Source organism: Duncaniella sp. C9, from assembly GCF_004803935.1.
GTDB lineage: Bacteria > Bacteroidota > Bacteroidia > Bacteroidales > Muribaculaceae > Duncaniella > Duncaniella muris.
This window is the reverse complement of the sequence record NZ_CP039547.1, coordinates 739,714-760,356: the sequence shown is the minus strand read 5'-3', so window position 1 is coordinate 760,356 and position 20,643 is coordinate 739,714. Positions and strand designations below refer to the sequence as shown.

At 51.3% G+C, this 20,643-nt stretch carries 19 protein-coding genes and 1 pseudogene; 12 read left to right on the top strand and 8 right to left on the bottom strand.

Translation table 11 applies throughout. The features are described 5' to 3' along the window. The first annotated feature begins 350 nt into the window (after positions 1-350). The 9 genes from E7745_RS03115 (at position 351) to metF (ending at position 9,676) form a co-directional block, all read left to right on the top strand. On the top strand, positions 351-986 hold the full coding sequence (locus tag E7745_RS03115) for a hypothetical protein (protein WP_124075735.1): 636 nt from the start codon (positions 351-353) through the stop codon (positions 984-986). Between the two features lie 2 nt (positions 987-988). Then, positions 989-1,720 carry a hypothetical protein gene (locus E7745_RS03110; protein WP_107032041.1) on the top strand — a complete coding sequence of 244 codons (732 nt, stop codon included), beginning with the start codon at positions 989-991 and terminating at the stop codon, positions 1,718-1,720. Between the two features lie 510 nt (positions 1,721-2,230). After that, the gene (locus E7745_RS03105) at positions 2,231-3,025 is read left to right on the top strand and encodes a 4-hydroxy-tetrahydrodipicolinate reductase (protein WP_136408287.1); all 795 of its coding nucleotides are present in this window, start codon (positions 2,231-2,233) and stop codon (positions 3,023-3,025) included. Positions 3,026-3,052: 27 nt separating this feature from the next. After that, positions 3,053-4,531, top strand: a complete 1,479-nt coding sequence (gene lepB / locus E7745_RS03100; protein WP_136408286.1) for a signal peptidase I — start codon at positions 3,053-3,055, stop codon at positions 4,529-4,531. Continuing rightward, positions 4,524-5,147, top strand: a complete 624-nt coding sequence (locus E7745_RS03095; protein ID WP_136408285.1) for a WbqC family protein — start codon at positions 4,524-4,526, stop codon at positions 5,145-5,147. The genes lepB and E7745_RS03095 overlap by 8 nt, the downstream gene beginning before the upstream one ends. Before the next feature lie 23 nt (positions 5,148-5,170). After that, the gene (locus E7745_RS03090) at positions 5,171-6,160 is read left to right on the top strand and encodes a glycosyltransferase (RefSeq protein WP_136408284.1); all 990 of its coding nucleotides are present in this window, start codon (positions 5,171-5,173) and stop codon (positions 6,158-6,160) included. 36 nt (positions 6,161-6,196) lie between these two features. Beyond that, the gene (locus E7745_RS03085) at positions 6,197-7,129 is read left to right on the top strand and encodes a glycosyltransferase family 2 protein (protein WP_136408283.1); all 933 of its coding nucleotides are present in this window, start codon (positions 6,197-6,199) and stop codon (positions 7,127-7,129) included. Between the two features lie 227 nt (positions 7,130-7,356). Next, positions 7,357-8,634, top strand: a complete 1,278-nt coding sequence (locus E7745_RS03080) for a tetratricopeptide repeat protein (RefSeq protein ID WP_136408282.1) — start codon at positions 7,357-7,359, stop codon at positions 8,632-8,634. An 88-nt stretch (positions 8,635-8,722) separates the two neighbouring features. Next, complete coding sequence (gene metF, locus E7745_RS03075; protein ID WP_107032051.1) at positions 8,723-9,676, top strand: methylenetetrahydrofolate reductase [NAD(P)H]; 954 nt, start codon at positions 8,723-8,725, stop codon at positions 9,674-9,676. A gap of 286 nt (positions 9,677-9,962) precedes the next feature. Here metF and recA read toward each other — a convergent pair. The 3 genes and pseudogenes from recA to E7745_RS03060 form a co-directional block, all read right to left on the bottom strand. Further along, positions 9,963-10,946 (bottom strand): annotated as a pseudogene (gene recA, locus E7745_RS03070) (recombinase RecA); the annotation flags it as partial. 753 nt (positions 10,947-11,699) lie between these two features. Continuing rightward, the gene (locus E7745_RS03065; protein WP_136408281.1) at positions 11,700-12,242 is read right to left on the bottom strand and encodes a hypothetical protein; all 543 of its coding nucleotides are present in this window, start codon (positions 12,240-12,242) and stop codon (positions 11,700-11,702) included. Positions 12,243-12,314: 72 nt separating this feature from the next. Next, entirely contained in the window at positions 12,315-12,560 is a 246-nt protein-coding gene (locus tag E7745_RS03060; protein WP_136408280.1) for a hypothetical protein, read from the bottom strand. 310 nt (positions 12,561-12,870) lie between these two features. Here E7745_RS03060 and E7745_RS03055 point away from each other — a divergent pair, with 310 nt between their 5' ends. Genes E7745_RS03055 through E7745_RS14765 form a run of 3 tightly spaced genes read left to right on the top strand, consistent with a single transcriptional unit; the run spans position 12,871 to position 15,049 of the window. Beyond that, positions 12,871-13,962, top strand: a complete 1,092-nt coding sequence (locus E7745_RS03055; protein WP_168181969.1) for an HK97 family phage prohead protease — start codon at positions 12,871-12,873, stop codon at positions 13,960-13,962. Between the two features lie 25 nt (positions 13,963-13,987). Continuing rightward, positions 13,988-14,869, top strand: coding sequence for a phage capsid protein (locus E7745_RS03050; protein ID WP_136408278.1), 882 nt, complete (start codon positions 13,988-13,990; stop codon positions 14,867-14,869). Positions 14,870-14,881: 12 nt separating this feature from the next. Next, a complete protein-coding gene (locus E7745_RS14765) occupies positions 14,882-15,049 on the top strand; it encodes a hypothetical protein (protein WP_168181967.1) in 168 nt (55 codons plus the stop codon). 793 nt (positions 15,050-15,842) lie between these two features. Here E7745_RS14765 and E7745_RS03045 read toward each other — a convergent pair. From E7745_RS03045 to E7745_RS03025, 5 genes are read right to left on the bottom strand one after another with little or no spacing between them, the layout of a single operon-like run. Next, the gene (locus E7745_RS03045; protein WP_136408277.1) at positions 15,843-17,066 is read right to left on the bottom strand and encodes a mechanosensitive ion channel family protein; all 1,224 of its coding nucleotides are present in this window, start codon (positions 17,064-17,066) and stop codon (positions 15,843-15,845) included. Beyond that, positions 17,051-18,526 (bottom strand): cysteine--tRNA ligase, encoded by a 1,476-nt coding sequence (gene cysS / locus E7745_RS03040; RefSeq protein WP_107032094.1) that lies wholly within the window; start codon positions 18,524-18,526, stop codon positions 17,051-17,053. The genes E7745_RS03045 and cysS overlap by 16 nt, the downstream gene beginning before the upstream one ends. Before the next feature lie 33 nt (positions 18,527-18,559). Continuing rightward, positions 18,560-18,889: a DUF3467 domain-containing protein gene (locus tag E7745_RS03035; RefSeq protein ID WP_107032054.1), complete on the bottom strand. Its 330-nt coding sequence runs from the start codon at positions 18,887-18,889 to the stop codon at positions 18,560-18,562. A 53-nt stretch (positions 18,890-18,942) separates the two neighbouring features. After that, a complete protein-coding gene (gene ubiE / locus E7745_RS03030; RefSeq protein WP_240740359.1) occupies positions 18,943-19,686 on the bottom strand; it encodes a bifunctional demethylmenaquinone methyltransferase/2-methoxy-6-polyprenyl-1,4-benzoquinol methylase UbiE in 744 nt (247 codons plus the stop codon). Beyond that, the gene (locus E7745_RS03025) at positions 19,683-20,636 is read right to left on the bottom strand and encodes a phosphoribosylaminoimidazolesuccinocarboxamide synthase (RefSeq protein WP_123398752.1); all 954 of its coding nucleotides are present in this window, start codon (positions 20,634-20,636) and stop codon (positions 19,683-19,685) included. Before E7745_RS03025 ends, ubiE begins: the two co-directional genes overlap by 4 nt. Between the last annotated feature and the right edge of the window lie 7 nt (positions 20,637-20,643).

The window sequence follows — 20,643 nt, the reverse complement described above, 5'->3', positions numbered from 1 at the left end:
GGAGCGGACAAGCCTTTGGCGTGGTCCGTCAGAAGAGTAACGTCTGTAAACCGAGTAAGTTCACTCGGCAGACTCTTCAACCTCACGGCAAAATTAAGCAAAAATCATGACTTTTCGCACCACCATTCCCAAGAAATAATTATCTCCTTTATTAATAGACTTAAGGACAGAAGACGGTTAATTAAATATTTTATTTGTCTAAGTTGTAAATGTTATGATTATAAACATTTTGCGACTGTTTGTTTTGAAATTAAAATAAAATGACTTAGTTTTGTAGGAACTTAACATTTCAGCACTCTATGTTTACTCTGGATTCTCCTTATAGCTTATGGTAATAAATAAAGTAAGACATGAAAAGCATTAGATTTTTGATATTTATCTTGATTGGGATATCTGTTCCCGGATGTGTGATGTTGTTTCCTCACAAAGAGTTTAAAAAGGCGGATCAGAGAGCATTATTCACTACGCACTATGCTGCTGATCCGGACGGGACTCTTAACACCGGCCTTTATTTATTATATGATGAATCCTGTTCAAAATTTTTGAAAGGTGGAGGTTTTATACTCTTTGAGGATGGATGTATTGAATCGGCTTTTTTGAGTTTGGATTTTTTATGTCTTAAAGATGCGACTTCGGAAAATATGGAGAAATTGATTGATGCACATTTTCTGACATTCGGCAGTGAGGGTATTTACTTTGTGAAAGGAGAAAAGCTGCTTACAGACATTTACTACAATCCGATGTATAAAATATGGGAACTGAGCAAAGAAGAATATATCATTATTGATGAGAATACAGTGGAGACTTTGCCGACTGAAAATGAAATTAACCGTATTTGTAAAGTCCGTAAGCTCTATCGGCGCATAGCGATGTTCTCGTCTTTGTCTTTTCCATCGAAACAAAGCATCAAGAATAAAAAGTGGATGTGGGAATCAGGATCGGAGTGGAAGATATATAAAAAATCAGAAGAAATTAGAAATAAATAGGGATGGCTATGAAACGTTATAAATTAATCGTCAATATATTACTGTTGTTTATCTGTTCGGCCTGTGTGATAGTTAAAGGGCCTGAGATCAAATTTGACAGGAGCCGACAGGGAGCCTTATTCAGTTCAGGATTTAAGCCAAATGAGACAGGACTTTTGAAAACATCCGGCTATTATCTCCTTTTTGATGTAGATTGTGCAAATTATCTGGAGGGAGACGGTTTCAGACTTTGGGATGACGGAGCTGTTTCGAATATTTATTTCTGGTTGAGAGGCGTATCTGAAGAGTTGCTGTCCGGTGAGTTTATGGATGCGGTCATTGAAACTGGAGGTGTTTTATTTAAGGACGGAAACTATGGTTATTCAATGGGCGGAATCTACAAAGTAGAGGGTGATACATTAATAATTGACCGTTATTTTAAAGATGATAATTCGTGGTGGCATGACTATTGGACAATGGAAAAAAAGAAGTATAAAATAATTGATGACGGACTCTTTCTAATGGAAATCAGTCCTGACAGTTGTTGCCTCCAAGATGAGATAAGAGAAAAATTTTGCGGGGATCGGTTTTTTCGTTTTGTTCCTGCATCCATATTTATGAATGAGCGTTTTCTTGGGGTGAAAGATGCCAAATGGATGTGGGAAGATGAGGCTGAATGGAAAACATATAGACGGGAGTGGAAAAAGTGGCGCAAAAAATTTCTCATGGGTGCTTATGATGAATGGGTACATTGATAGAGCCCTAATGATGCGGGAACAGGTATAAAATCAAGAGAGACAGATGCTTTGTGGGGCGCTTCTGTCTCTCTTTGGTCTATCTGTCTTATATATATGTGTGTGGCGGTGGGATTATCTGCCGGTGATGTCTGAGATGTTGAATGAGCCTGACATGGTGCAGACTTCTGTCTTTCCGTGGAGTATGGCGAAGAGGAAATCGCGGATCTTTTCTACGGTCACGGTGGCGGTCTTGCCGTGGCGGTCGCGGCCTATGTTGAAAAACCCAGACTCGGATGACGCCCTGAGCCAAGGTCGGTTTGACCCCTGAAAATATTTTATTTTTGACCCCTAAAGAGATTGGCCGACGGGGTCATCCGAGTCTGGGTTTTCCGCTGTGGATGGCTCTGAGCGGTTTTTGTATGCCGACCTGGAAAGAAAATTGCTGAAATTGGAGAATTTGTGTAAATTTGCAACATCTATGGCCCGCAGCGGGCCACTGATTCCACGCTTCAGAAGAATTACAGATTTATGAAAATAGCCCTTATAGGTTACGGGAAGATGGGTCACGCCATCGAGCGCATCGCCCGTGAACGCGGCCATGAGATTGTCGCAATAATTGACGTTGATAATAATGCAGATATTGACGGCGAGGCCTTTGCTTCGGCTGAGGCTGCCATCGAGTTCACAACCCCTTCGACCGCGCCTGACAATGTGATGCGCGCTGCCGCAGCCGGAGTGCCGGTGGTCTGCGGATCAACCGGCTGGGCCGCCCGCCGCGATGAGGTTGAGAAGCGCGTAAGCGAAGTAGGTGGCGCTCTCCTGGCTTCAAGCAATTTCAGCATCGGGGTCAATGTATTTAATATTGTCAACCGCAAATTGGCCCGTCTGATGAGCCATCTTCCACAATATAAGCCTCATATGTATGAGACTCATCATGTCCATAAACTCGACCATCCGTCAGGCACGGCCATCACTCTCGCCGAGGGTATCATAGCCGAGAATGACCGCGTCAGTTCCTGGGCCGACGAGGGAATGGTCAGCGTAGACAGCTCGAACGCTTCTCTGACTCCGGCGCAGATCGCCGCCGGTCTTGAACCGAAGCCCATGATAGCAGATGGTGCTCTTCCGGTGCTGAGTCTGCGTGAAGGCGAGGTGCCCGGCACCCACATCATCGAGTGGGACTCGCCGGTTGACACTATCGAGATCACGCACCGCGCCAAGAGCCGCGACGGATTCGCCCTTGGAGCCGTGATGGCCGCCGAATGGATTGCGGGAAAGAAGGGCATTTTCTCGATTGATGAAATGATGCAGGATCTCCTTTAATAAGAATCTCTCCTTAAAACTGAATATATGACAACAAATAACGACAAGACTGCCGGAAGCGGAAGTTTCGCTGAGGATTTCCGGCGCCGTGTGGCCGACAACCGCACTTCACGCTGGGTGCGCTTTGCCATCGTCTCGCTGATCTTTTTCCTTTGGGTGGCATGGCTCGGCAACTGGTGGGTGGCTCTGTTCTGGTTTCTTCTTTTTGACATCTACATAACAGGATATATACCTCTGACCTGGTGGAAGAAATCGAAAAGCGCTGCCGTGAGGGCTGTGATGAGTTGGGTGGATGCCATTGTCTACGCACTTATTCTTGTCTACTTTGTATTCACCTTCATAGGGCAGAATTATCAGATACCCTCGTCATCGCTTGAAAAATCGTTGCTTGTAGGCGATTATCTGTGGGTCAACAAGATGGCCTACGGACCAAGGGTGCCGATGACTCCGGTCCACTTCCCGCTGGTGCAGAACACGTTTCCGATCATCAACACCAAGTCTTATCTGGAGACTCCGCAGTGGACCTACCACCGCCTCAAAGGGCTCGGACAGGTGGAGCGGGGCGACATTGTGGTGTTCAACTTCCCTGCCGGTGACACAGTGGCCACTAAAGTCACCAATCCCGACTATTATTCGCTGGTGCGGGCTTACGGACGTGAGAACATTCTCCGTAATCCACAGACTTTCGGCGAGGTTGTCTATCGTCCGGTTGACCGCCGTGAGAATTATGTGAAGCGCGCTGTAGGCCTGCCCGGTGAGTGGCTTAAGATTGTAGACGGCGTGATCCATATCAACGGAGAGCCTGTCGAGCAGCCTGAAAACGTTCAGTTCAACCATTACTTCCAGCTCCGCCAGGGTGCTATGACAGAGGCGAAGTGGGATGAACTCGGCATTGCCTCCGATGACCGTCACTCGGTCAATATTACTCCTGACGATATCTCAGGTCTTCAGATACTTGGATTCACTGTCAACCCTGACGGCACTGTGCCTCCGGTCTACATCTCTCCTCTGACACCCGCTATGGTCAAGACTCTTGAATTAGATCCGGCTGTGGCCAAGGTGATGAAGGTGCCTTCATTCTCCCCCGAACCTCTTTTCCCTGAGGCTGTGAGCCAGGGCTGGACTCCGGCCGACTATGGCGAGATCTGGATTCCGCGCAAGGGTGCTGCTCTCAAGATGGGTCCGCGGGCCTGGGACATCTACGGGCGTGTGATCCGTGTCTATGAGGGCAATTCTGATGCCGAGTTCCGTGACGGCAAGCTCTATATAGGCGGTGAGCCGCAAGACAGCTATACGTTCAAGATGGACTATTATTTCATGATGGGCGATAACCGCGACAATTCGCTCGACTCGCGTTTCTGGGGGCTGGTGCCTGAGGACCATATAGTAGGCCGGCCGGAGCGAGTGCTGATCTCCTTTGACAAAGACCGCTCGCTCTTCAACGGCGGCATCCGTTGGGACCGCATTTTCATGAACGCCAACCCTGACAAACCGAAATATGAGTGAGGCCGGAAGAGCTGTCACCGTGCTGTTGCTTCCGCCGATGCTGTGTGCTCCGGCGGAGGTCTATGCCCGCATCGCGGCGTTGGGCGGGGAGGCGCGTTTTGACTGGAGCCGCCGATTCGACAAGCGGTTCAAGGACAGTCACCGTTTTGCCATAGCCGATACCCGCGGACGTCTGGAACTGACGGTTCCGATAGCCAAGCCTCAGTCTTCGCATTGCCGCTGGGATGAGATCCGCATTTCGGATCATGGCCAGTGGTGGGACGTGCACCGTGTGGCGCTAGAAAGCGCCTATGGGCGCACTCCGTATTTTGAATTCTATATAGACCGTCTGCTCCCTATGCTTACCGACGGAGTCTGCGGGCGCTATCCCCTGCTCAGGGATCTTGCCGGCGCCTGGGATTCATGGATAAGAAAAACTCTTGAACTTCCTGCCGCCACAGATGCGGAATCTGCTCCGCTGACAGTCTGTGAGGCCGGTCCCGCCGACCGTGAGATCGTGCTGCCGCAGTACTGGCAGATCCGTGCCGACAAGCTGGGTTTTATCTCCGGACTTTCGGTGCTCGATCTGATTTTCAATCTTGGTCCTGAAGCCGTCATCTATCTTGACAGGCTCTGAACATCTCTCTTACCTGATTTCTGATGCCACAATCACCTGCAATATCCATAATTATACCTGTATATAATGCAGAAGCCTCTCTGCGGCGCTGCATTGACAGTCTGCTCGCCCAGAGCTTCGGCGATTTCGAGCTGATAGCCGTGGATGACGGCAGTTCTGACCGATCGGCCGGGATTGTCAGTGCCTATGCTGCCGATGACAATAGGGTCAGGCTGCTTACTCCGGGACATGGCGGAGTTTCCGCTGCCCGCAACTGCGGGATAGATACCGCCCGCGGCACGTGGCTTACCTTTGTGGATTCCGATGATTATGTGGCACCTGACTATCTGGAGAGACTGATCAGCGGGTGTGAAGACACTGACTTTGCCATTTCGGCCTATTCCGTGGTAAATCCGGGTGAAAGTCCGAGGGCTGTCAATGTGCTGGCCGGAGAACTTCTGACCGACCGGAATGGCAATTGCGCCCTACCGGCTCTTATGGCGGCTTTCAGAGCCGATGCCTTAGGCTTTGTGTGGGGCAAACTTTTTCGCCGTGAAAGTCTCGACTCGGACTGTCTGCGTTTTGAAAGTGACATCACTTTCGGAGAGGATGGAATTTTTTGCTTTTCCTATCTCCGTCATGTCAGAAATTGTCATGTCAGCCTGAATCCCGGTTATTTCTATGTCCGCAGCGCCGACAATTCCTCATTGGCCATGTCGGCCCCGGCTTCAGTCCGTCTTGCAGGTCTTGAGCGTTTCTGGGAAATAATTATGTCGAAAGGATTTGAGAACCTGTCAGTGAGAAAAAAGATGGAGGTCTACTGTCTTGACGGCCTGCTGGCGGCGATCACGGCTGACCGGCTGTCGGCGCAGCCGTCACTTTCGGCTGATGACAGATATGGCTGCTATGATAAGATACGGCAGCGGCTTCTGCCTTCGTCCTATAGGCCGTATGTCCCTTTTTTCTTTGATTTTTGCGGTCGTTTCCACTGGTGGCGGCTCTACGAGCGTCTGTATAAACTGATTTACCTTTAGATGTTGTTTTTAAACAACATCTAAACCTGCATCTCTATGACGGCCTCTCCTCTGATATCAGTAATTGTCCCGGTCTATAACTGTGCGGCGACGCTCGGACGCTGTGTGGACAGCCTGCTGAGGCAGGACTATGAGAATTTCGAACTGCTGCTGGTTGACGATGGTTCCAAGGACGGTTCCGTCTCCACATTGCGCCGCTTTTTCGACCGGCGAATCAGACTTCTTGCCAAGGAGAACGGCGGCCCGGCATCGGCCCGCAATTTCGGCCTTGACCATTGCTCGCCGGAGTCGGAACTGGTGTGCTTTGTGGATTCCGACGATTATGTTGACCGCGATTATCTCGGCAGCCTGCTTGCGGTCGGCGGAGATCTTGCAGTGACAGCGCTTGTCCATCACTATCCTGACGGCCGGATGGAGACTCAGCGGCTGTGTGACACGGAGTTCACTTCATTCAGTGACAACCGAGAGTTTCTTCAGGCTCTTGCCGGCGGCGCATTCAATCCCCCGGTCGGTAAACTATATTCCATGAAGCTTATCAGAGAGGCGCGACTGCGTTTCCCTGAGATCAGGCTGCTGGAGGATGTCAGCTTCAATTTCCGCTATCTTGAAGGATGCCGGTCGGTGAGGATGGCTGACAAGGCTGCCTATCATTATGTCCATCGTCAGGGCTCGGAGACATCACGGGCCGATATGGAGGCTGTGGACAATTACGAAAGTTTCCACCGGTATCTCCTCTCACGCTTTGATGCGGCCCTTGGCCGCGATGTGGACCGCTTTGTCTATCCGCAGTATATGGCGCTGATACTGCGCTTTCTGCGTAGTTCCGACACGGGCAAGGCGCGTGGCGCTCTACGGCGCGAGATGGTGCGCAGGAGTTTCGCGGCCCACCGCAGTTCTTCGGCAGGAGAATGGCTTGTCAAAACTCTCATACGCCTGCGTCTCTTCTCCCTTGCCAAGCGGCTTATCTGAATCTCCGGTTCAGGATGGCAAGAAATATTCCGAGGCGTGGCGATGTTTCAATGTGGTTACAGCTGTGAAAATTCGGTTACAATCAGGCATGATCGGGGTGTGGATGCTGTGGTTTCGGAGGGAATTTCGTAATTTTGTCGAGATGCAGCTTTTCAAAAGCGACTACATTCATTATAGAATACCTTTACTGAAGTGCAAATATTATAGACTGACAATCATATACTCCAATGAACGGACGATATTCAACCGAAGTAGCGAGGGCTATCCAGAAGATCTGGCTCAGCCATAGCCCGCGGCAGATGCGCGAGGGTTTCGAGATGCTGCGCAAGGCATCCGAGGCCGGAGATGCTGACGCTATGTGCTACTTTGCACGCTGCCATTTGGGCGAGAGCTATGTGTGGAGCGGAGCGGGTTTCCCGGTTGACGAGGATCTGGCTTCTGATCTGCTGAAAAAGGCTGTCAGGCTCGGCAGCGCCTCTGCGGTGCTGTGTGCGCTGCGCAATGGCAAACTTTCTCAGGATGTGGCCGGGGAGATGCCTTTCGGTTCGCTCTTTGAGGCCTATGAGGAGATACTTTCACAGGCCGAGGCCGGCGATGCGTTCTGTCTCTATATGATAGGCAATGTGATGTTCTGGGGCGATTATATGCTTATCTGCCCCGAAGAGGCCGAAAAATTTGCTTCGGCGGAGGAGTATAAGCGCTATGCCTATCCGATAGCGGCCGATTACTATCAGCAGTCGTTCGAAGCCGGTTTGGGGTCGGGGTTCGGAAATTACCGTACCATCTATGAGTCTGGGCTTGCCGGAATGGAGACAGAAGTCTTCGAGGAGCACATGGAGATGCTTGCCGAGACGGGCGATGCGCTGGTGTGTAACGACTACGGCAAGTGGCTTGAAGACGAGTATGACGATGCTCCGCATGCTTTCGAATATTACCGCAAGGCGGTGGAACTCGGCGATCAGAAGTCGGCCTACAATGTGGGCACTTGCTACGGACGCGGATATGGTGTGGACGAGGATACTGACAAGGCTTTCGAATATTATCTCATAGCCGCCCGCGACGGCCATCCGATGGCCCAGTTCCAGATAGGTAATTTTTATTTCGAGGGGCGCGGGAGCCTGCCGTGTGATTATTCGCAGGCCTACCGCTGGCTGTCAATGGCGCATGAAAACGCCGACTGTGACGAGCGGACTTCATGGCAGGCTGCGGCAGAGCTCGGCATACTGCTTCAGGATGGTCTCGGAACCTCGCAGGACGATTGTCAGGCCTATCGCTATCTGGCTGAGGCCGAGAGATATCTTGCTGATGTCTGGGAGCCGCTTGACGCTATGGTGCTCAACGCGCTGGGCGTGGCTTATGGCTTCGGGCGCGGCACGGATGAGAATATAAAGCTTGCGATAGATTATTTCGACCGGGCTATAGACTTCGGTCTGGAGAAGGCAAAGGCCAACAAAGCCCGTTTCCGCCGCGGTCTGTTCGGGCTTGGAAAATGGGCGCGGCGGTAGGAGGCCGGTAAAAGATCAGACGTCAGAGGAACGCGCACAGATATATGAGTATAGTACAATAAAAAAGATCAAGTATATCAGAAAAAGTATGAGAGTAATAGATCATCTTCAGGCCAATCCGGGCCGTACGGCTTTCTCGTTTGAGATATTGCCTCCGCTGAAGGGCAACAGTATCGAGAAGGTCTACAATATCATAGACAAACTCCGCGATTTCGATCCGAAGTATATCAATATAACATCGCACCACAGTGAGATGATTTTCAAGGAGATGCCTGACGGAAGTTTCCGCCCCCAGAAGATGCGCAAGCGCCCTGGATCGGTGGCTATCGCATCGGCTATACAGAACAAGTATGGCATCACTGCCGTGCCGCATATCATCTGCAAGGGTTTCACCCGCGATGAGACAGAATATGCGCTTATCGACCTTAATTTCCTCGGTGTTCACGATCTTCTGCTGCTCCGCGGCGACATAAAGGGCCCTGAGAAGTCTGATGATCCGACAAAAATCAACCGTCACGCCACAGACCTGCAGGCTCAGGTCAATGATTTCAACCGTGGAATCTACGCCGACGGGGAGACCTTCGAGCCGAATGCCACTCCGTTCAGCTATGGCATGGCCTGCTATCCGGAGAAGCATGAGGAGGCCCCTAACATGGACTCGGATCTCTACTATGCCAAGCAGAAGGTGGATGGCGGTGCGGACTATCTGGTGACACAGATGTTTTTTGACAACAGCAAGTATTTTGACTTCGTGGAGCGCTGCCGCAAGGCCGGTATCACGGTGCCCATCGTGCCCGGCATCAAGCCTGTGGTTTTCGCCAACCAGCTCAATGTGTTGCCACGTGTGTTCCGCTCGGATATCCCTGAGGCCTTTGCCTCAGAGCTGCGCAAGTGCAAGGATGATGCCGAAGTCAGAGAAGTAGGCATAGAGTGGTGTATCGGCCAGTGCCGCGATCTTATAGCCCACGGTGTGCCCAGTATCCATTTCTACACTCTGATGGCTTCCGAATCGGTTCGCCGCATAGCCAAAGAGATTTATTGACAGATCCTATTTCCCGGCTCTTCTTTCAGGGGGTGGCGGGACATAAAAAAGCGCGGATGCTCTCTATTTTTGGAAAGCATCCGCGCTTTTTCAAGTCGGTATGTGTGTGTTTCTCTTAGATGTCTTCTTCGATTGAGAAGTCGTCGGGCAGATCTTCGTCGTCAAAGAGGCCGTCGGCTATTGAGTTGATGTCATCGGCGCTGGGCTCGTCTTCATCATCCGAGGCTTTTGAGGCTGCTTTCTTTTCGGCAGGCTTCGGGCTCTTTTTGCCGGAAGTGGCTCCGCCCTTTTCTTTGAGGGCTTCCATGATGAGGTTTTCAAGTTCATCGGCGAGTTCGGGATTGTCGCGGATCACTCGCTTGGCTGCATCGCGTCCCTGGGCTATCTTGGTGTCATTGTAAGAGAACCAGGAGCCGCTTTTCTTGATGATGCCGAGCTCTACGCCGAGGTCGATGATCTCGCCGCTGCGCGAGATGCCTTCGCCGAACATGATGTCGAATTCAGCGCGCTTGAAAGGAGGCGCAACCTTGTTTTTTACAACCTTGACCTTGGTGAGTTTGCCGAGCACATCGTCACCGTCTTTGATAGCTGTGCTCGGACGGATGTCGATTCGGACAGAGGCGTAAAATTTGAGGGCGTTGCCGCCGGTGGTTGTCTCTGACGGACCGAACATCACGCCGATCTTCTCGCGCAGCTGGTTGATGAAGATGCAGGTGGTGTTGGTGCGGGAGATTGTGCCGGTCAGCTTTCTCATGGCCTGTGACATGAGGCGGGCCTGTACGCCCACGTTCTTGTCGCCCATGTCGCCGTCGATTTCGCTTTTGGGGGTCAGCGCGGCCACAGAGTCGATCACGAGGATGTCAATTGCCGAAGAGCGGATCAGCTGCTCGGCTATTTCGAGGGCCTGCTCGCCGTTGTCGGGCTGAGCCATGAAGAGGTTGTTGACGTCCACTCCGAGTTTTTCGGCGTAGAAACGGTCAAAGGCGTGTTCGGCATCGATTATCGCGGCTATGCCTCCTGCTTTCTGTGCTTCAGCTATGGCGTGGATGGCAAGGGTTGTCTTACCGGATGATTCCGGGCCGAAGATTTCGATGATTCGTCCTCGGGGGTAGCCTCCTACGCCGAGAGCGTAGTTCAGGCCTATGGATCCGGTGGGAATCACTTCCACGTCTTCAATATTTTCATCGCCGAGTTTCATGATGGCCCCGCGACCGTAGTTTTTCTCTATATTTCCAAGTGCCTGGTTGAGGGCGTTGAGCTTTGCTTTCATCGGGTCAAGCTCTTTGTCCTTCGGGGCCTTGATGGTGGTCTTTTTCTTTTCCATGTCTTTTTATTTCTATGGTCTAATTGTTTATGATGCAAAGTTAAGGCCGGTGGTGTGCCTTATCGGTGCACAGGTGTGCTAAAATGAGTTAATAATATGCGGTCCGGCAAAATTTTTCAGATTGCTAAATTAGCGATTTTTAGGGAGGTTGTCAAAAAAATTAGAAATAAATAAAAATTTTTTTGATTTGCAGTGAACCATTCTGCGGACGTGGTGTATGGGCGGAAAAACGAAAAGTGCAAAACGTTGTGTAATGGTAAACGGTGTTATTTTCAGTGGGTTGCAGGGCGTTTTGAGGGCGATTTTTGGCACTCTGAAAACGTGATTTTAGTTGGATTTGCTTGGATTTTGCTTGGATTTTCGCGGCTGAAAGTGTGATTTTTACTTGGATTAAGGCTTTGTTATCTTGGATTTTAGCTGTATTAGCAGGGTGATGCGGTGGTTATTGTGCGTCTTGTGCGTTGTCTTATTTGCGGCGCGAGGTGTCAGTTAGCGTAAGATTGACCTCTATTTTGCGCGACTCCGGGAGATTGTGTAAAACGGCACTCTTGTATAAAGATTGAATGTGTAATGGCTCAAATGTGATAAAACGCAATATAACAATACTTTATAAAATGTACTTTTCGTTTTGCGCCGAGATTGTGTAATGGATATAGTGTTGGGGTTACATTTGCCATCCAACAAAGTGCGTGGAACAATCTATTTTAGGCGTTTCAAAGCGTCCTGCAATCGGTAAAACAGCGAGGCGGCTTCATTGTCCCATTGGGCTATATCGGCGAGAGGTTCAAGTGCAATTTCCATTTGTATCTTTATGCCGTCAAGTGTGGGTAGTTTATCCAAACCCATTTTTTCAAGTGTAGAAACCTTAGTACCGATTTGCCCGGCAATCACTTCAAGGCTCATTCCGCGCACCCTCATGTAACGAGCCAATCTGTTTTTCATTTGTGCGCTATGCTCAAATGTGTAAAGTGTCTTTCGGCAAACTCCTAATATGGCGGCCAAATCATCTTTTGTGCCGTTGTGCTTCATCACAGCGTTGTAATAGCGTTCCGGGGTCAGTTTCGGTTTGTCCTGCTCCTGCGTGGATTCTTCGGGTGAGGACTCAGCAAGCGAGCGGCGCAATTTTCGGATATAACCGCTTTGTGCGCTTATATGCAACGTGTCGGCAATCTCGCTGTCAGTGAAGCCACACGAAATCAACTCAATAATGCTTTGTTTCTTTGATTTGGATTTATTTGACATTCAGCATAATATGTTATATTTGAGCGTTAAGCGGCGGCAGTCGCCCGAAAGCAACCGCCGCCGTGTTGTGTATCAGTTCAGCGAAAAACCGCCAAGCAGGATTTTAGGGTTTACCTTTGCGAGAGCCACGGCCATTGCGGTATTGTGGCTTTTTTTCTCGGCGAGATGTCGGGGTAAATCAATGCCGTTTTTCTCCAAATAGTATTGGAGACCTCCGATTTGCTCATGCGCCTCCGCGAGGCGTTCCAATAGTTCTTTGGTGCATCGCTTGTAAAAAGCGATAGTCTGCGCGTCAGCTGTTTGCGTCTGCTTGTTCATAACTCAAGTATTTAAGGAAGTTAAATAAAAAAGCGACCCTTAGGTGTCCTACGCTTACTTGAGTAAAAGCGCCGGGGCGTTTCCGCGCTCCGCACCATAGGCCGCTAAATATCTTTGGGGTGTTGTTGAAATGAATCATTACTCAAGTTTTTTAGGATGCGCAAATTTAGCCCTAAAATTCGGTTTGACAAAATATTTCGGGTACAAAATTGGGAAGTGTAGAAATTTTACGCAAAAAGAGTGTAAAGTTTTTACACTCCGTTTTGCCGTTATGGCATTAACGGCCAATTTTGCGCCAAACATTACGACAATGGCAAACGACACAAAAACAACAACTTTCATACTTTCGGACGAGTCACTGAACTCTTACGGCTTTGTGGTTCAGACAGCCGGAATCGACACGGCTCAGTTTGAACGTAACCCGGTTATGCTCTACATGCACGACCGCGAAAGCGGCGTTGTTGGCCGCTGGGAGAATATCCGCAAGGATGGCACCAAGCTAATCGCAGACGCGGTTTTTGATGAAAGCACCGAGTTGGGCGCAAAGATTAAAAAGCAGGTTGACAACGGTTTTTTGCGTTGCGTGTCAATCGGTATCGACAATGTGACGCAGGAGGATTTGAACAACGTTCAGACGGTTGTCAAATGCCGTTTAATCGAGGCTTCGATTGTGGATATACCGAGCAACGCCAACGCCGTGAAACTCTTTCGCCGCTCCGGGTCGTTCACCTATCGGCTCTCCGATCTCAACGACAACGCCTCCGATGCGTTCAGAACCGCCGTAATTGCCGCGTTAGGGCTTGAACCGGGCGCGAGTGATACCGAGATACTCCGGGCGATAGAAAAGGCCGTAAACGGCACGGAAAACGCCGAGGAACTGCTAAACAACGCCGTAGCACGCGGATATATCGACCCGGCGCAACGCGAGAACTTCCGGGCGATGGCGAACGGCAACCGCCGCGCCCTCATGGCGTACATAGACACCCAACGAAATACCGAGGCGAAAGAGATAGAAACAATGCTCAGAACCGCCGCCGGAACGTCAAGGATATTGAGTTACGAAACCGACCTTTACCGCCGTATCGGTGAGGCGATGGGGGCGCGTACGCTCCGCGAACTGCTTGATACGCTGCCCGGCCCGACAAAACCGCTTGACTTTATCAACCGAGGGAACGGGCGCGAGGGCTGGGGATTGCGCGAATACCGCAAGTTTGCCCCTAAAGAGTTGCAGGACAACCCCGATTTATACGCCCGGTTAGTCAAGGAGGAGACGGGGCGCAGTGTCGAGCCTCATTCGCTTGAATGGTATCGGCGCAACAATCCCGAATATCTCAAAGAGCACCCCGAAATATATCGGGAACTACTTGAAAAAGAGCGAGAACAGAGAAAAAGAAACCAATAAAAACCACCAACCCCCAAAACGCTGAATGGCATTAAACAAAGAAGTCTGGATTAACCAGATAATGGAGGGTTTTTACCCCGATGACAGCTTTTTGCAGAAAGCAAAGGATTTTTCCGGCTTTGTGGAAAATGACCGTCTGCACATTGCAAGCGCGGGAATAGACCCCAAAGTGTTGATTAACAACACGACATATCCTATTAAGACGGTCGAGCGCGAGGACGATGACAATGAAATCGTGCTTGACAAGTTCGAGACCGAAAACACGCTTGTGCGCCGCCCCGAGGCTATCGAGTACAGCTATGACAAGCTCGAAAGCGTAATCAGTCAGCACCGCGCCACACTCCGCAAAAGCGTGGCGATGAAAGCGATACACGCTTATGCGCCAACCGCCGACACGACCGACACTCCGGTAATTCATACAAGCGGACTCGCCACCGCCGGGCGCAAGCGTCTGACATTCGCCGACATTCTCGCCCTTAAAGAGCGTTTCGATGACGCAGACATACCGCTGACCGACCGCTACATTGTGTTGCACCCGAAACATGTCACCGACCTGCTTTTGCAGGACACGGAACTGTTCAAGAACCTCACCAACATCAAGGACGGCAAACCGTTTCAGTTCGCCGGATTCGGTTTTTATTCATTCGCGCAGATGCCCGTATATTCTGTCAAGGACGGCGCACTTACAAAAGTGGCGTTCAACGCCGTAAAGCCTGCAAACGCGCAGTTCGCGTCCGTGGCGTTCTATGCCGGGGAGGTGATGAAAGCGGACGGCGAAATCTATATGTATTCCAAAGAGGATGACCCAGGCGAACGCGCCACAATCGTGGGCTTTGACAAGCGTTTTGTCGCGCTGCCTATCCGTGGCAAGGGTATTGGCGCAATCGTAAGCGCATTAACCGAATAAAATACAGACACAATGCACGAGAACACCAAACGCAGAATACAGGCGGTCAAGAAACTGGCCGCAAAGCATTACGAGGAGGGCAATCTCGCCAAGTGCCACAAAAGCGTTTGGCGCAGGTTCATTCTCCCGGTCTACGGCATAGGTTACAGAACCTATCTGAGCTATCTTAAAACCGAATAGGACGCCAACCACATACCTACAACAAACGCGGCAACCACAGCGGAGCGCGGCGGCAATCTCAACCGATGCCGCCGCGCTTTTTCAGTCCCGAAACCGGGCAAATTTGGCCGTGGAACAATTTAGCAGCGCAATTATTGCCTGAATAGCAAAACCGAGGAGGGGACTATTTCTAAAACGCTGATTAAACAAGGCTTAACCACATAAAACGGCATTTTTAGTCCGTTTCGCACTCCAACTCAAAAAATGTACTTTTCGTTTTTTGGGGGTTTGTACCGCTTTTGTAAGTGTCTGAAAATCAATACTTGTTTTGCGGTACTAACTTTTTAGAGTTGTACCGCTAATTTTTTTAACGGAATTTCGGAAAATTGGTCGCAATGTAAACTATATCAAACGATTAGGCGATTTTTTTAGCGGTACTAAAGCGGTACTTTTGATTTTGCTAAATTGCACTTTTCGTTTTGCCGATTATAGGTGTTTAATAAGTACATAGCAAAATTACTTTTTCCATTGCAAGAAATGTGATAATGATTGGTTTATAAAAGAATTAAAGCTGTCGGGAGACAGCTTTTTTCATGTCATTACGCCACCTGAGAGTAAAAAATATTGCCGTCCGAATAAAATTCGCCTTTGCGGTGAACTATTTTCCGGACGATATGTTTAATAAGTACATAGCAAAAATTACTTTTTCCATTGCAAGAAATGTGATAATGATTGGTTTATTAAACGAATAAAGGCTGTCGGGATGACAGCCTTCTTCGTTTATATACGTTTTGTGATTTCCTTCCGTGTCTGTTCAGCTTTGCCGTAAACCCTCGGCAAGCATGGCTATATCGCGGCCTGAGGGAGCCTGATAGACGCGCAGGCCGAAGCGGTGGACTGCTGCCAGCACATGGTCCGTGACAGAGGCTGTAAACAGCTCGTAGGGCTTCCACGATGTAAGCGAGGTGAAGAAGTATAGCTCCAGCGGAATGCCCTGCGGCGTGGGGGCAAGCTCACGCACCATGTAGATCATGTTGTCGTTGGTCTTCAGTTCAGGCAGGCGTGAGATGTAGTGTTCAAGATAGCGGCGGAACAGAGTCAGGTTGACATGCTGCGCTTCGGGGTCGAGATCGCCCCACCATTCTTCTTCTTTGAGTCTGTCGATGGTCCGGCGGTCGCAGAAGCTGACGCTGTCAACGTCAATGGTGACCGAGCGGTTTATGCGGCGTCCGCGCGAGTCAGACATGCCGCGCCAGTTCTGGAACGATTCGCTCACCAGAGAGTAGGGAGGCACGGTGACTATGGTCATGTCGAAATTCTGTACTTTCACGGTGGTGAGGCCTACTTCAAGCACAGTGCCGTTGATATTGCGCGCGGGCACCGTGATCCAGTCGCCGGGGCGTAGCATGTCGTTGAGCGTGAGCTGCACACCGGCCACCACTCCCATTATCGAGTCCTTGAACACCAGCATGAGCACCGTGGCTGCGGCACCGAGGCCGGTTATAACCGTAAGCGGATTCTTGTCGGCAAGGATGGAAATAATGATGATCACACCCACCGAGACGGAGATCACCTGGAGCATCTGCCTGATGCCTTTGAGCGAAGAGGCGCGCCCTGACGAGGAGCTTTCTATCAGCTCGTAGAGAGCCAGAAGGAAGCGGTTGACCAGATGGACTATGACGCATACAATCAGTATGCGGAACGTGAGCGACGTAATGGTCAGTAGCGTCGGATAAAGTGCGAGTGACGGCGGCAGGAAGGTCTGGAGCAGGAGCACACAGGCCAGTTCGGCTACCACGCGCAGCAGACGCGGGTTGAAGAGCACATCGTCCCACTTGGCTTCCGTGTGGCTGATCAGCCGGTCGATAGCCGGAATCACGTAGCGGGTGAGCGCATAGAACAGCAGCCAGGCGCATATGAGTATCGTCCCGGCTGTCAGTAAAGTGGCACAGGCGCGGAGCAGGCTGTCGCCCACTCCCCACCCGTGCAGTGTTTCGGAGGTCCATTTAAGGAACCCGGCTGTCAGCTCAGGCTCCATTCGGCACCGTCTTTAGTGTCTTTGACCGTGAAGCCGAGAGCGGCGAGACGGTCACGGATAAGATCTGACGTGGCCCAGTCTTTCGATGCTTTGGCCTTGGCTCTTACATCAAGAAGCAGCTCTACGGCTCCCTCGAAGGGCTTGAGGGCTTCGGCTGAGTCGCCTGCCATTTCGGTGCGGACACCGAGGATGTCGACAAGGAAGGTGTCAAACACGGTCTTCAGTTCGTCGATATCGGCCTGAGTGGCGGTGGCATGTCCGTCTTTCACCTGGTTGACCAGGCGCAGGGCATCGAACAGATTGGCAATGACCATCGGGGTGTTCATGTCATCGTCCATCGCCTCATAGCATTTGCGGCGGATGTCGCTCACGTCGATTGTAGAGCTTTCTGACGGCGTCAGCTCCTGCAGGCGGCGATAGCCTTCAAGCATGCGTCCGAGGGCTTTCTCAGAGGCTTTGAGGGCCTCGTTTGAGAAGTCGACTGTTCCGCGATAGTGGGCCTGGAGTATGAAGAAGCGTATGGTCATCGGCGAGTAGGGCTGTTCGAGCAGCGGATGAGTGCCGTTGAAGAACTCGTCGAGGGTTATGAAATTGCCCAGCGACTTGCCCATTTTCTTGCCGTTGATGGTGATCATGTTGTTGTGCATCCAGTAGCGCACTGTGTCATGACCGTTGTGAGCCACAGACTGGGCTATCTCGCATTCATGATGTGGGAACATGAGGTCCATGCCTCCGCCGTGGATGTCGAAGCTCTCACCGAGATATTTCTCGCCCATTGTAGAGCATTCAAGATGCCATCCGGGGAAGCCTTCGCTCCAGGGCGATGGCCAGTGCATGATATGTTCGGGCGCGGCCTTCTTCCAGAGGGCGAAGTCGGCGGGATGGTGTTTCTGATCCTGGCCGTCGAGCTCGCGGGTGTTGCTCAGAAGCTCGTCAACGTTGCGGCCCGACAGTTTGCCGTAGGGATGGTCTCGGTTGAATTTTGGCACATCGAAATAGACGGATCCGTCCGAGATATAGGCATAGCCGCTTTCAAGGATCTTTTTGATGTATTCGATCTGTTCGATGATGTGGCCTGACGCGTGAGGCTCGATTGAGGGCGGAAGCACGTTAAGAGCCTCCATAGCCTTATGGTAGCGGGTCAGATAGTGCTGCACCACTTCCATCGGTTCGAGCTGTTCGAGGCGGGCTTTCTTGGCTATCTTGTCCTCGCCGTCGTCGGCATCGTGTTCGAGATGGCCCACGTCGGTGATGTTGCGGACGTAGCGCACTTTGTAGCCCAGATGGCGCAGATAGCGGAAGAGTACGTCAAAGGTGATTGCCGGGCGGGCGTGGCCGAGATGGCCGTCGCCGTAGACTGTCGGACCGCAGACATACATGCCGACTTTGCCTTCATGCAGCGGTTTGAAAAGCTGCTTGGTGCGCGTCAGGGTGTTATAGATGGAAAAATTGTTTTCAATCAGATTCATAAGTCGCTTGCGTGATAGGGGGGATCAGGCTTTTCCGCCCATGATGAAGGGGTTGGGGATCTCGCCGCCGGGGTTGCCGCCGCCGTTTACCGGGCGTTTGGGGCGGATTTCGCCGAAAGTAGCTTCGTATTTCTTCACATTTTCCATGAGTGCGCCGAGCAGATTCTTGGCGTTTTCAGGAGTCATGATCACACGTGACTGCACTTTAGCCTGGGGCATGTTGGGTGCCATTGTGATGAAGTCGAGGAAGAATTCATTGGCACCGTGTGAAATCACTGCGAGATTCGAGTAGATGCCTTTGGCTACTTCGGGTGAAAGTTCGATCTTTATTTCGTTGGGATTGTTGTTTGCCATTGTCGTTTTAATTTTTTTGAGGTATAAGTTTATAAGATAAGATAGATCGGATGCTATGTTACGGGCTTGGTTGCCGTGTAGATACAGCATGTCCCGAAGGTCATCGGTATGAAGCGGGCTCCGGTAAAGCCTGCTTCTGCCATAAGGGCGCACATGCGCTCGCGCTGCGGCACTGCGGCTATTGATTCGGGCAGATAGCTGTAGGCGCGGACATCTTTGGATACAAGCCGCCCTACAGCGGGAATGATTCCGCGGGTGTAGAGCCTGTAGAACGGTCTGACAAACGCGGATGCGGGGGTGGAAAGCTCAAGGATCACTATCCGTCCTCCGGGACGTAAGACGCGCAGCATCTCGCGGTAGCCTGCGCCGAGGTCCTGAAAGTTACGGACACCGTAGGCGCAGGTGACTGAGTCAAACGAGCCGTCGGCGAAGGGTAGCGCCAGGCAGTCGGCTATGCCGAGGCTTACGCATTGTTCCAGCCCCTGCTCAGCTACTTTGCGGAGGCCTATCTCGACCATTCCTTCCGAGAGGTCAACGCCTGTGACCCTGCACGGGTTCAGGCGGCGGGCCATCAATATGGCCAGATCGCCTGTGCCGGTGGCTATGTCAAGGATCTCTCCGTGGGGTTCATGGCGCAGGAGGTCAACGGCCTTGCGCCGCCAGATGCGGTCAATGCCAAAGGTCATCGCCCGGTTCATGAAGTCATAAGCCGGGGCGATGGAGTCGAACATCTCGCGCACCTGATCAGCTTTGTGGCGGGAGTCGGAGTTGTAAGGTGTGATCTCTTCTACTTTCAAGGATTCAGAGTGTTGAGGCTGTCGAGCACGTTGCGTGCGATGCGGTCGTCAAGATGCTCTTCGGGAGCGGGAACGAATTTCTCGCCGGTGATGTGTTCGTAAAGCTCGATATAGCGTTCAGAGACTTCATTGCAGAATTCATCGGTCATTTCAGGCACCTGCTGGCCTTCCTTGCCCATGAAGCCGTGGTCCATAAGCCACTCGCGTACGAATTCTTTGGAGAGCTGGCGCTGGGGTTCGCCCTTGGCGAGGCGTTCCTCATAGCCTTCGGCATAGAAATAGCGTGAGGAGTCGGGGGTGTGGATCTCGTCGATGAGGATGACTTTTCCGTCACGCAGGCCGAATTCATATTTGGTGTCGACGAGGATCAGACCTTTTTCAGCAGCCATTTCCGAGCCGCGTTTGAAGAGGGCGCGGGTGTAGGCGGCCATAGTGTCGAACTGTTCCTCGGTCACGATGCCCTGAGCGATGGCTTCCTCGCGCGAGATGTTTTCGTCGTGTCCGGCATCGGCTTTGGTGGTCGGGGTGATGATCGGTTCGGGGAAACGCTGGTTTTCCACCATTCCTTCGGGGAGCTTGACGCCGCAGAGTTCACGCATGCCGTTTTTGTATTCACGCCAGGCGCTTCCTGCGAGATAGCCGCGGATAATCATTTCCAGACGCAGGCCTTCGCAGCGGTAGCCCACGGTCACCATCGGGTCGGGAACCGCAATCTTCCAGTTGGGAACGATATCAGCGGTAGCGTCGAGAAACGAAGCTGCGATCTGATTGAGTGCCTGCCCCTTGTAGGGTATTCCTTTGGGTAGAATTACGTCGAAAGCCGAGATGCGGTCGGTTGCGACCATGACAAGCAGATCGTCATTGATGGTGTAGACGTCGCGTACTTTGCCGTGGTAGACAGCGGTCTGTCCCGGAAAGTTGAAATCGGTGTTGACCAGAGTTGTAGCCATAGAGATT

Bases quoted from the DNA above. Each gene is read 5' to 3' on its own strand.
- lepB (WP_136408286.1), top strand. From the start codon at position 3,053: ATGACAACAAATAACGACAAGACTGCCGGAAGCGGAAGTTTCGCTGAG.
- E7745_RS03055 (WP_168181969.1), top strand. From the start codon at position 12,871: ATGGCAAACGACACAAAAACAACAACTTTCATACTTTCGGACGAGTCA.
- metF (WP_107032051.1), top strand. From the start codon at position 8,723: ATGAGAGTAATAGATCATCTTCAGGCCAATCCGGGCCGTACGGCTTTC.
- E7745_RS03115 (WP_124075735.1), top strand. From the start codon at position 351: ATGAAAAGCATTAGATTTTTGATATTTATCTTGATTGGGATATCTGTT.
- E7745_RS03095 (WP_136408285.1), top strand. From the start codon at position 4,524: ATGAGTGAGGCCGGAAGAGCTGTCACCGTGCTGTTGCTTCCGCCGATG.
- E7745_RS03065 (WP_136408281.1), bottom strand. From the start codon at position 12,242: ATGTCAAATAAATCCAAATCAAAGAAACAAAGCATTATTGAGTTGATT.
- E7745_RS03080 (WP_136408282.1), top strand. From the start codon at position 7,357: ATGAACGGACGATATTCAACCGAAGTAGCGAGGGCTATCCAGAAGATC.
- E7745_RS03060 (WP_136408280.1), bottom strand. From the start codon at position 12,560: ATGAACAAGCAGACGCAAACAGCTGACGCGCAGACTATCGCTTTTTAC.
- E7745_RS03110 (WP_107032041.1), top strand. From the start codon at position 989: ATGGCTATGAAACGTTATAAATTAATCGTCAATATATTACTGTTGTTT.
- E7745_RS03025 (WP_123398752.1), bottom strand. From the start codon at position 20,636: ATGGCTACAACTCTGGTCAACACCGATTTCAACTTTCCGGGACAGACC.
- E7745_RS14765 (WP_168181967.1), top strand. From the start codon at position 14,882: ATGCACGAGAACACCAAACGCAGAATACAGGCGGTCAAGAAACTGGCC.
- E7745_RS03105 (WP_136408287.1), top strand. From the start codon at position 2,231: ATGAAAATAGCCCTTATAGGTTACGGGAAGATGGGTCACGCCATCGAG.
- E7745_RS03045 (WP_136408277.1), bottom strand. From the start codon at position 17,066: ATGGAGCCTGAGCTGACAGCCGGGTTCCTTAAATGGACCTCCGAAACA.
- E7745_RS03050 (WP_136408278.1), top strand. From the start codon at position 13,988: ATGGCATTAAACAAAGAAGTCTGGATTAACCAGATAATGGAGGGTTTT.
- E7745_RS03090 (WP_136408284.1), top strand. From the start codon at position 5,171: ATGCCACAATCACCTGCAATATCCATAATTATACCTGTATATAATGCA.
- E7745_RS03085 (WP_136408283.1), top strand. From the start codon at position 6,197: ATGACGGCCTCTCCTCTGATATCAGTAATTGTCCCGGTCTATAACTGT.
- E7745_RS03035 (WP_107032054.1), bottom strand. From the start codon at position 18,889: ATGGCAAACAACAATCCCAACGAAATAAAGATCGAACTTTCACCCGAA.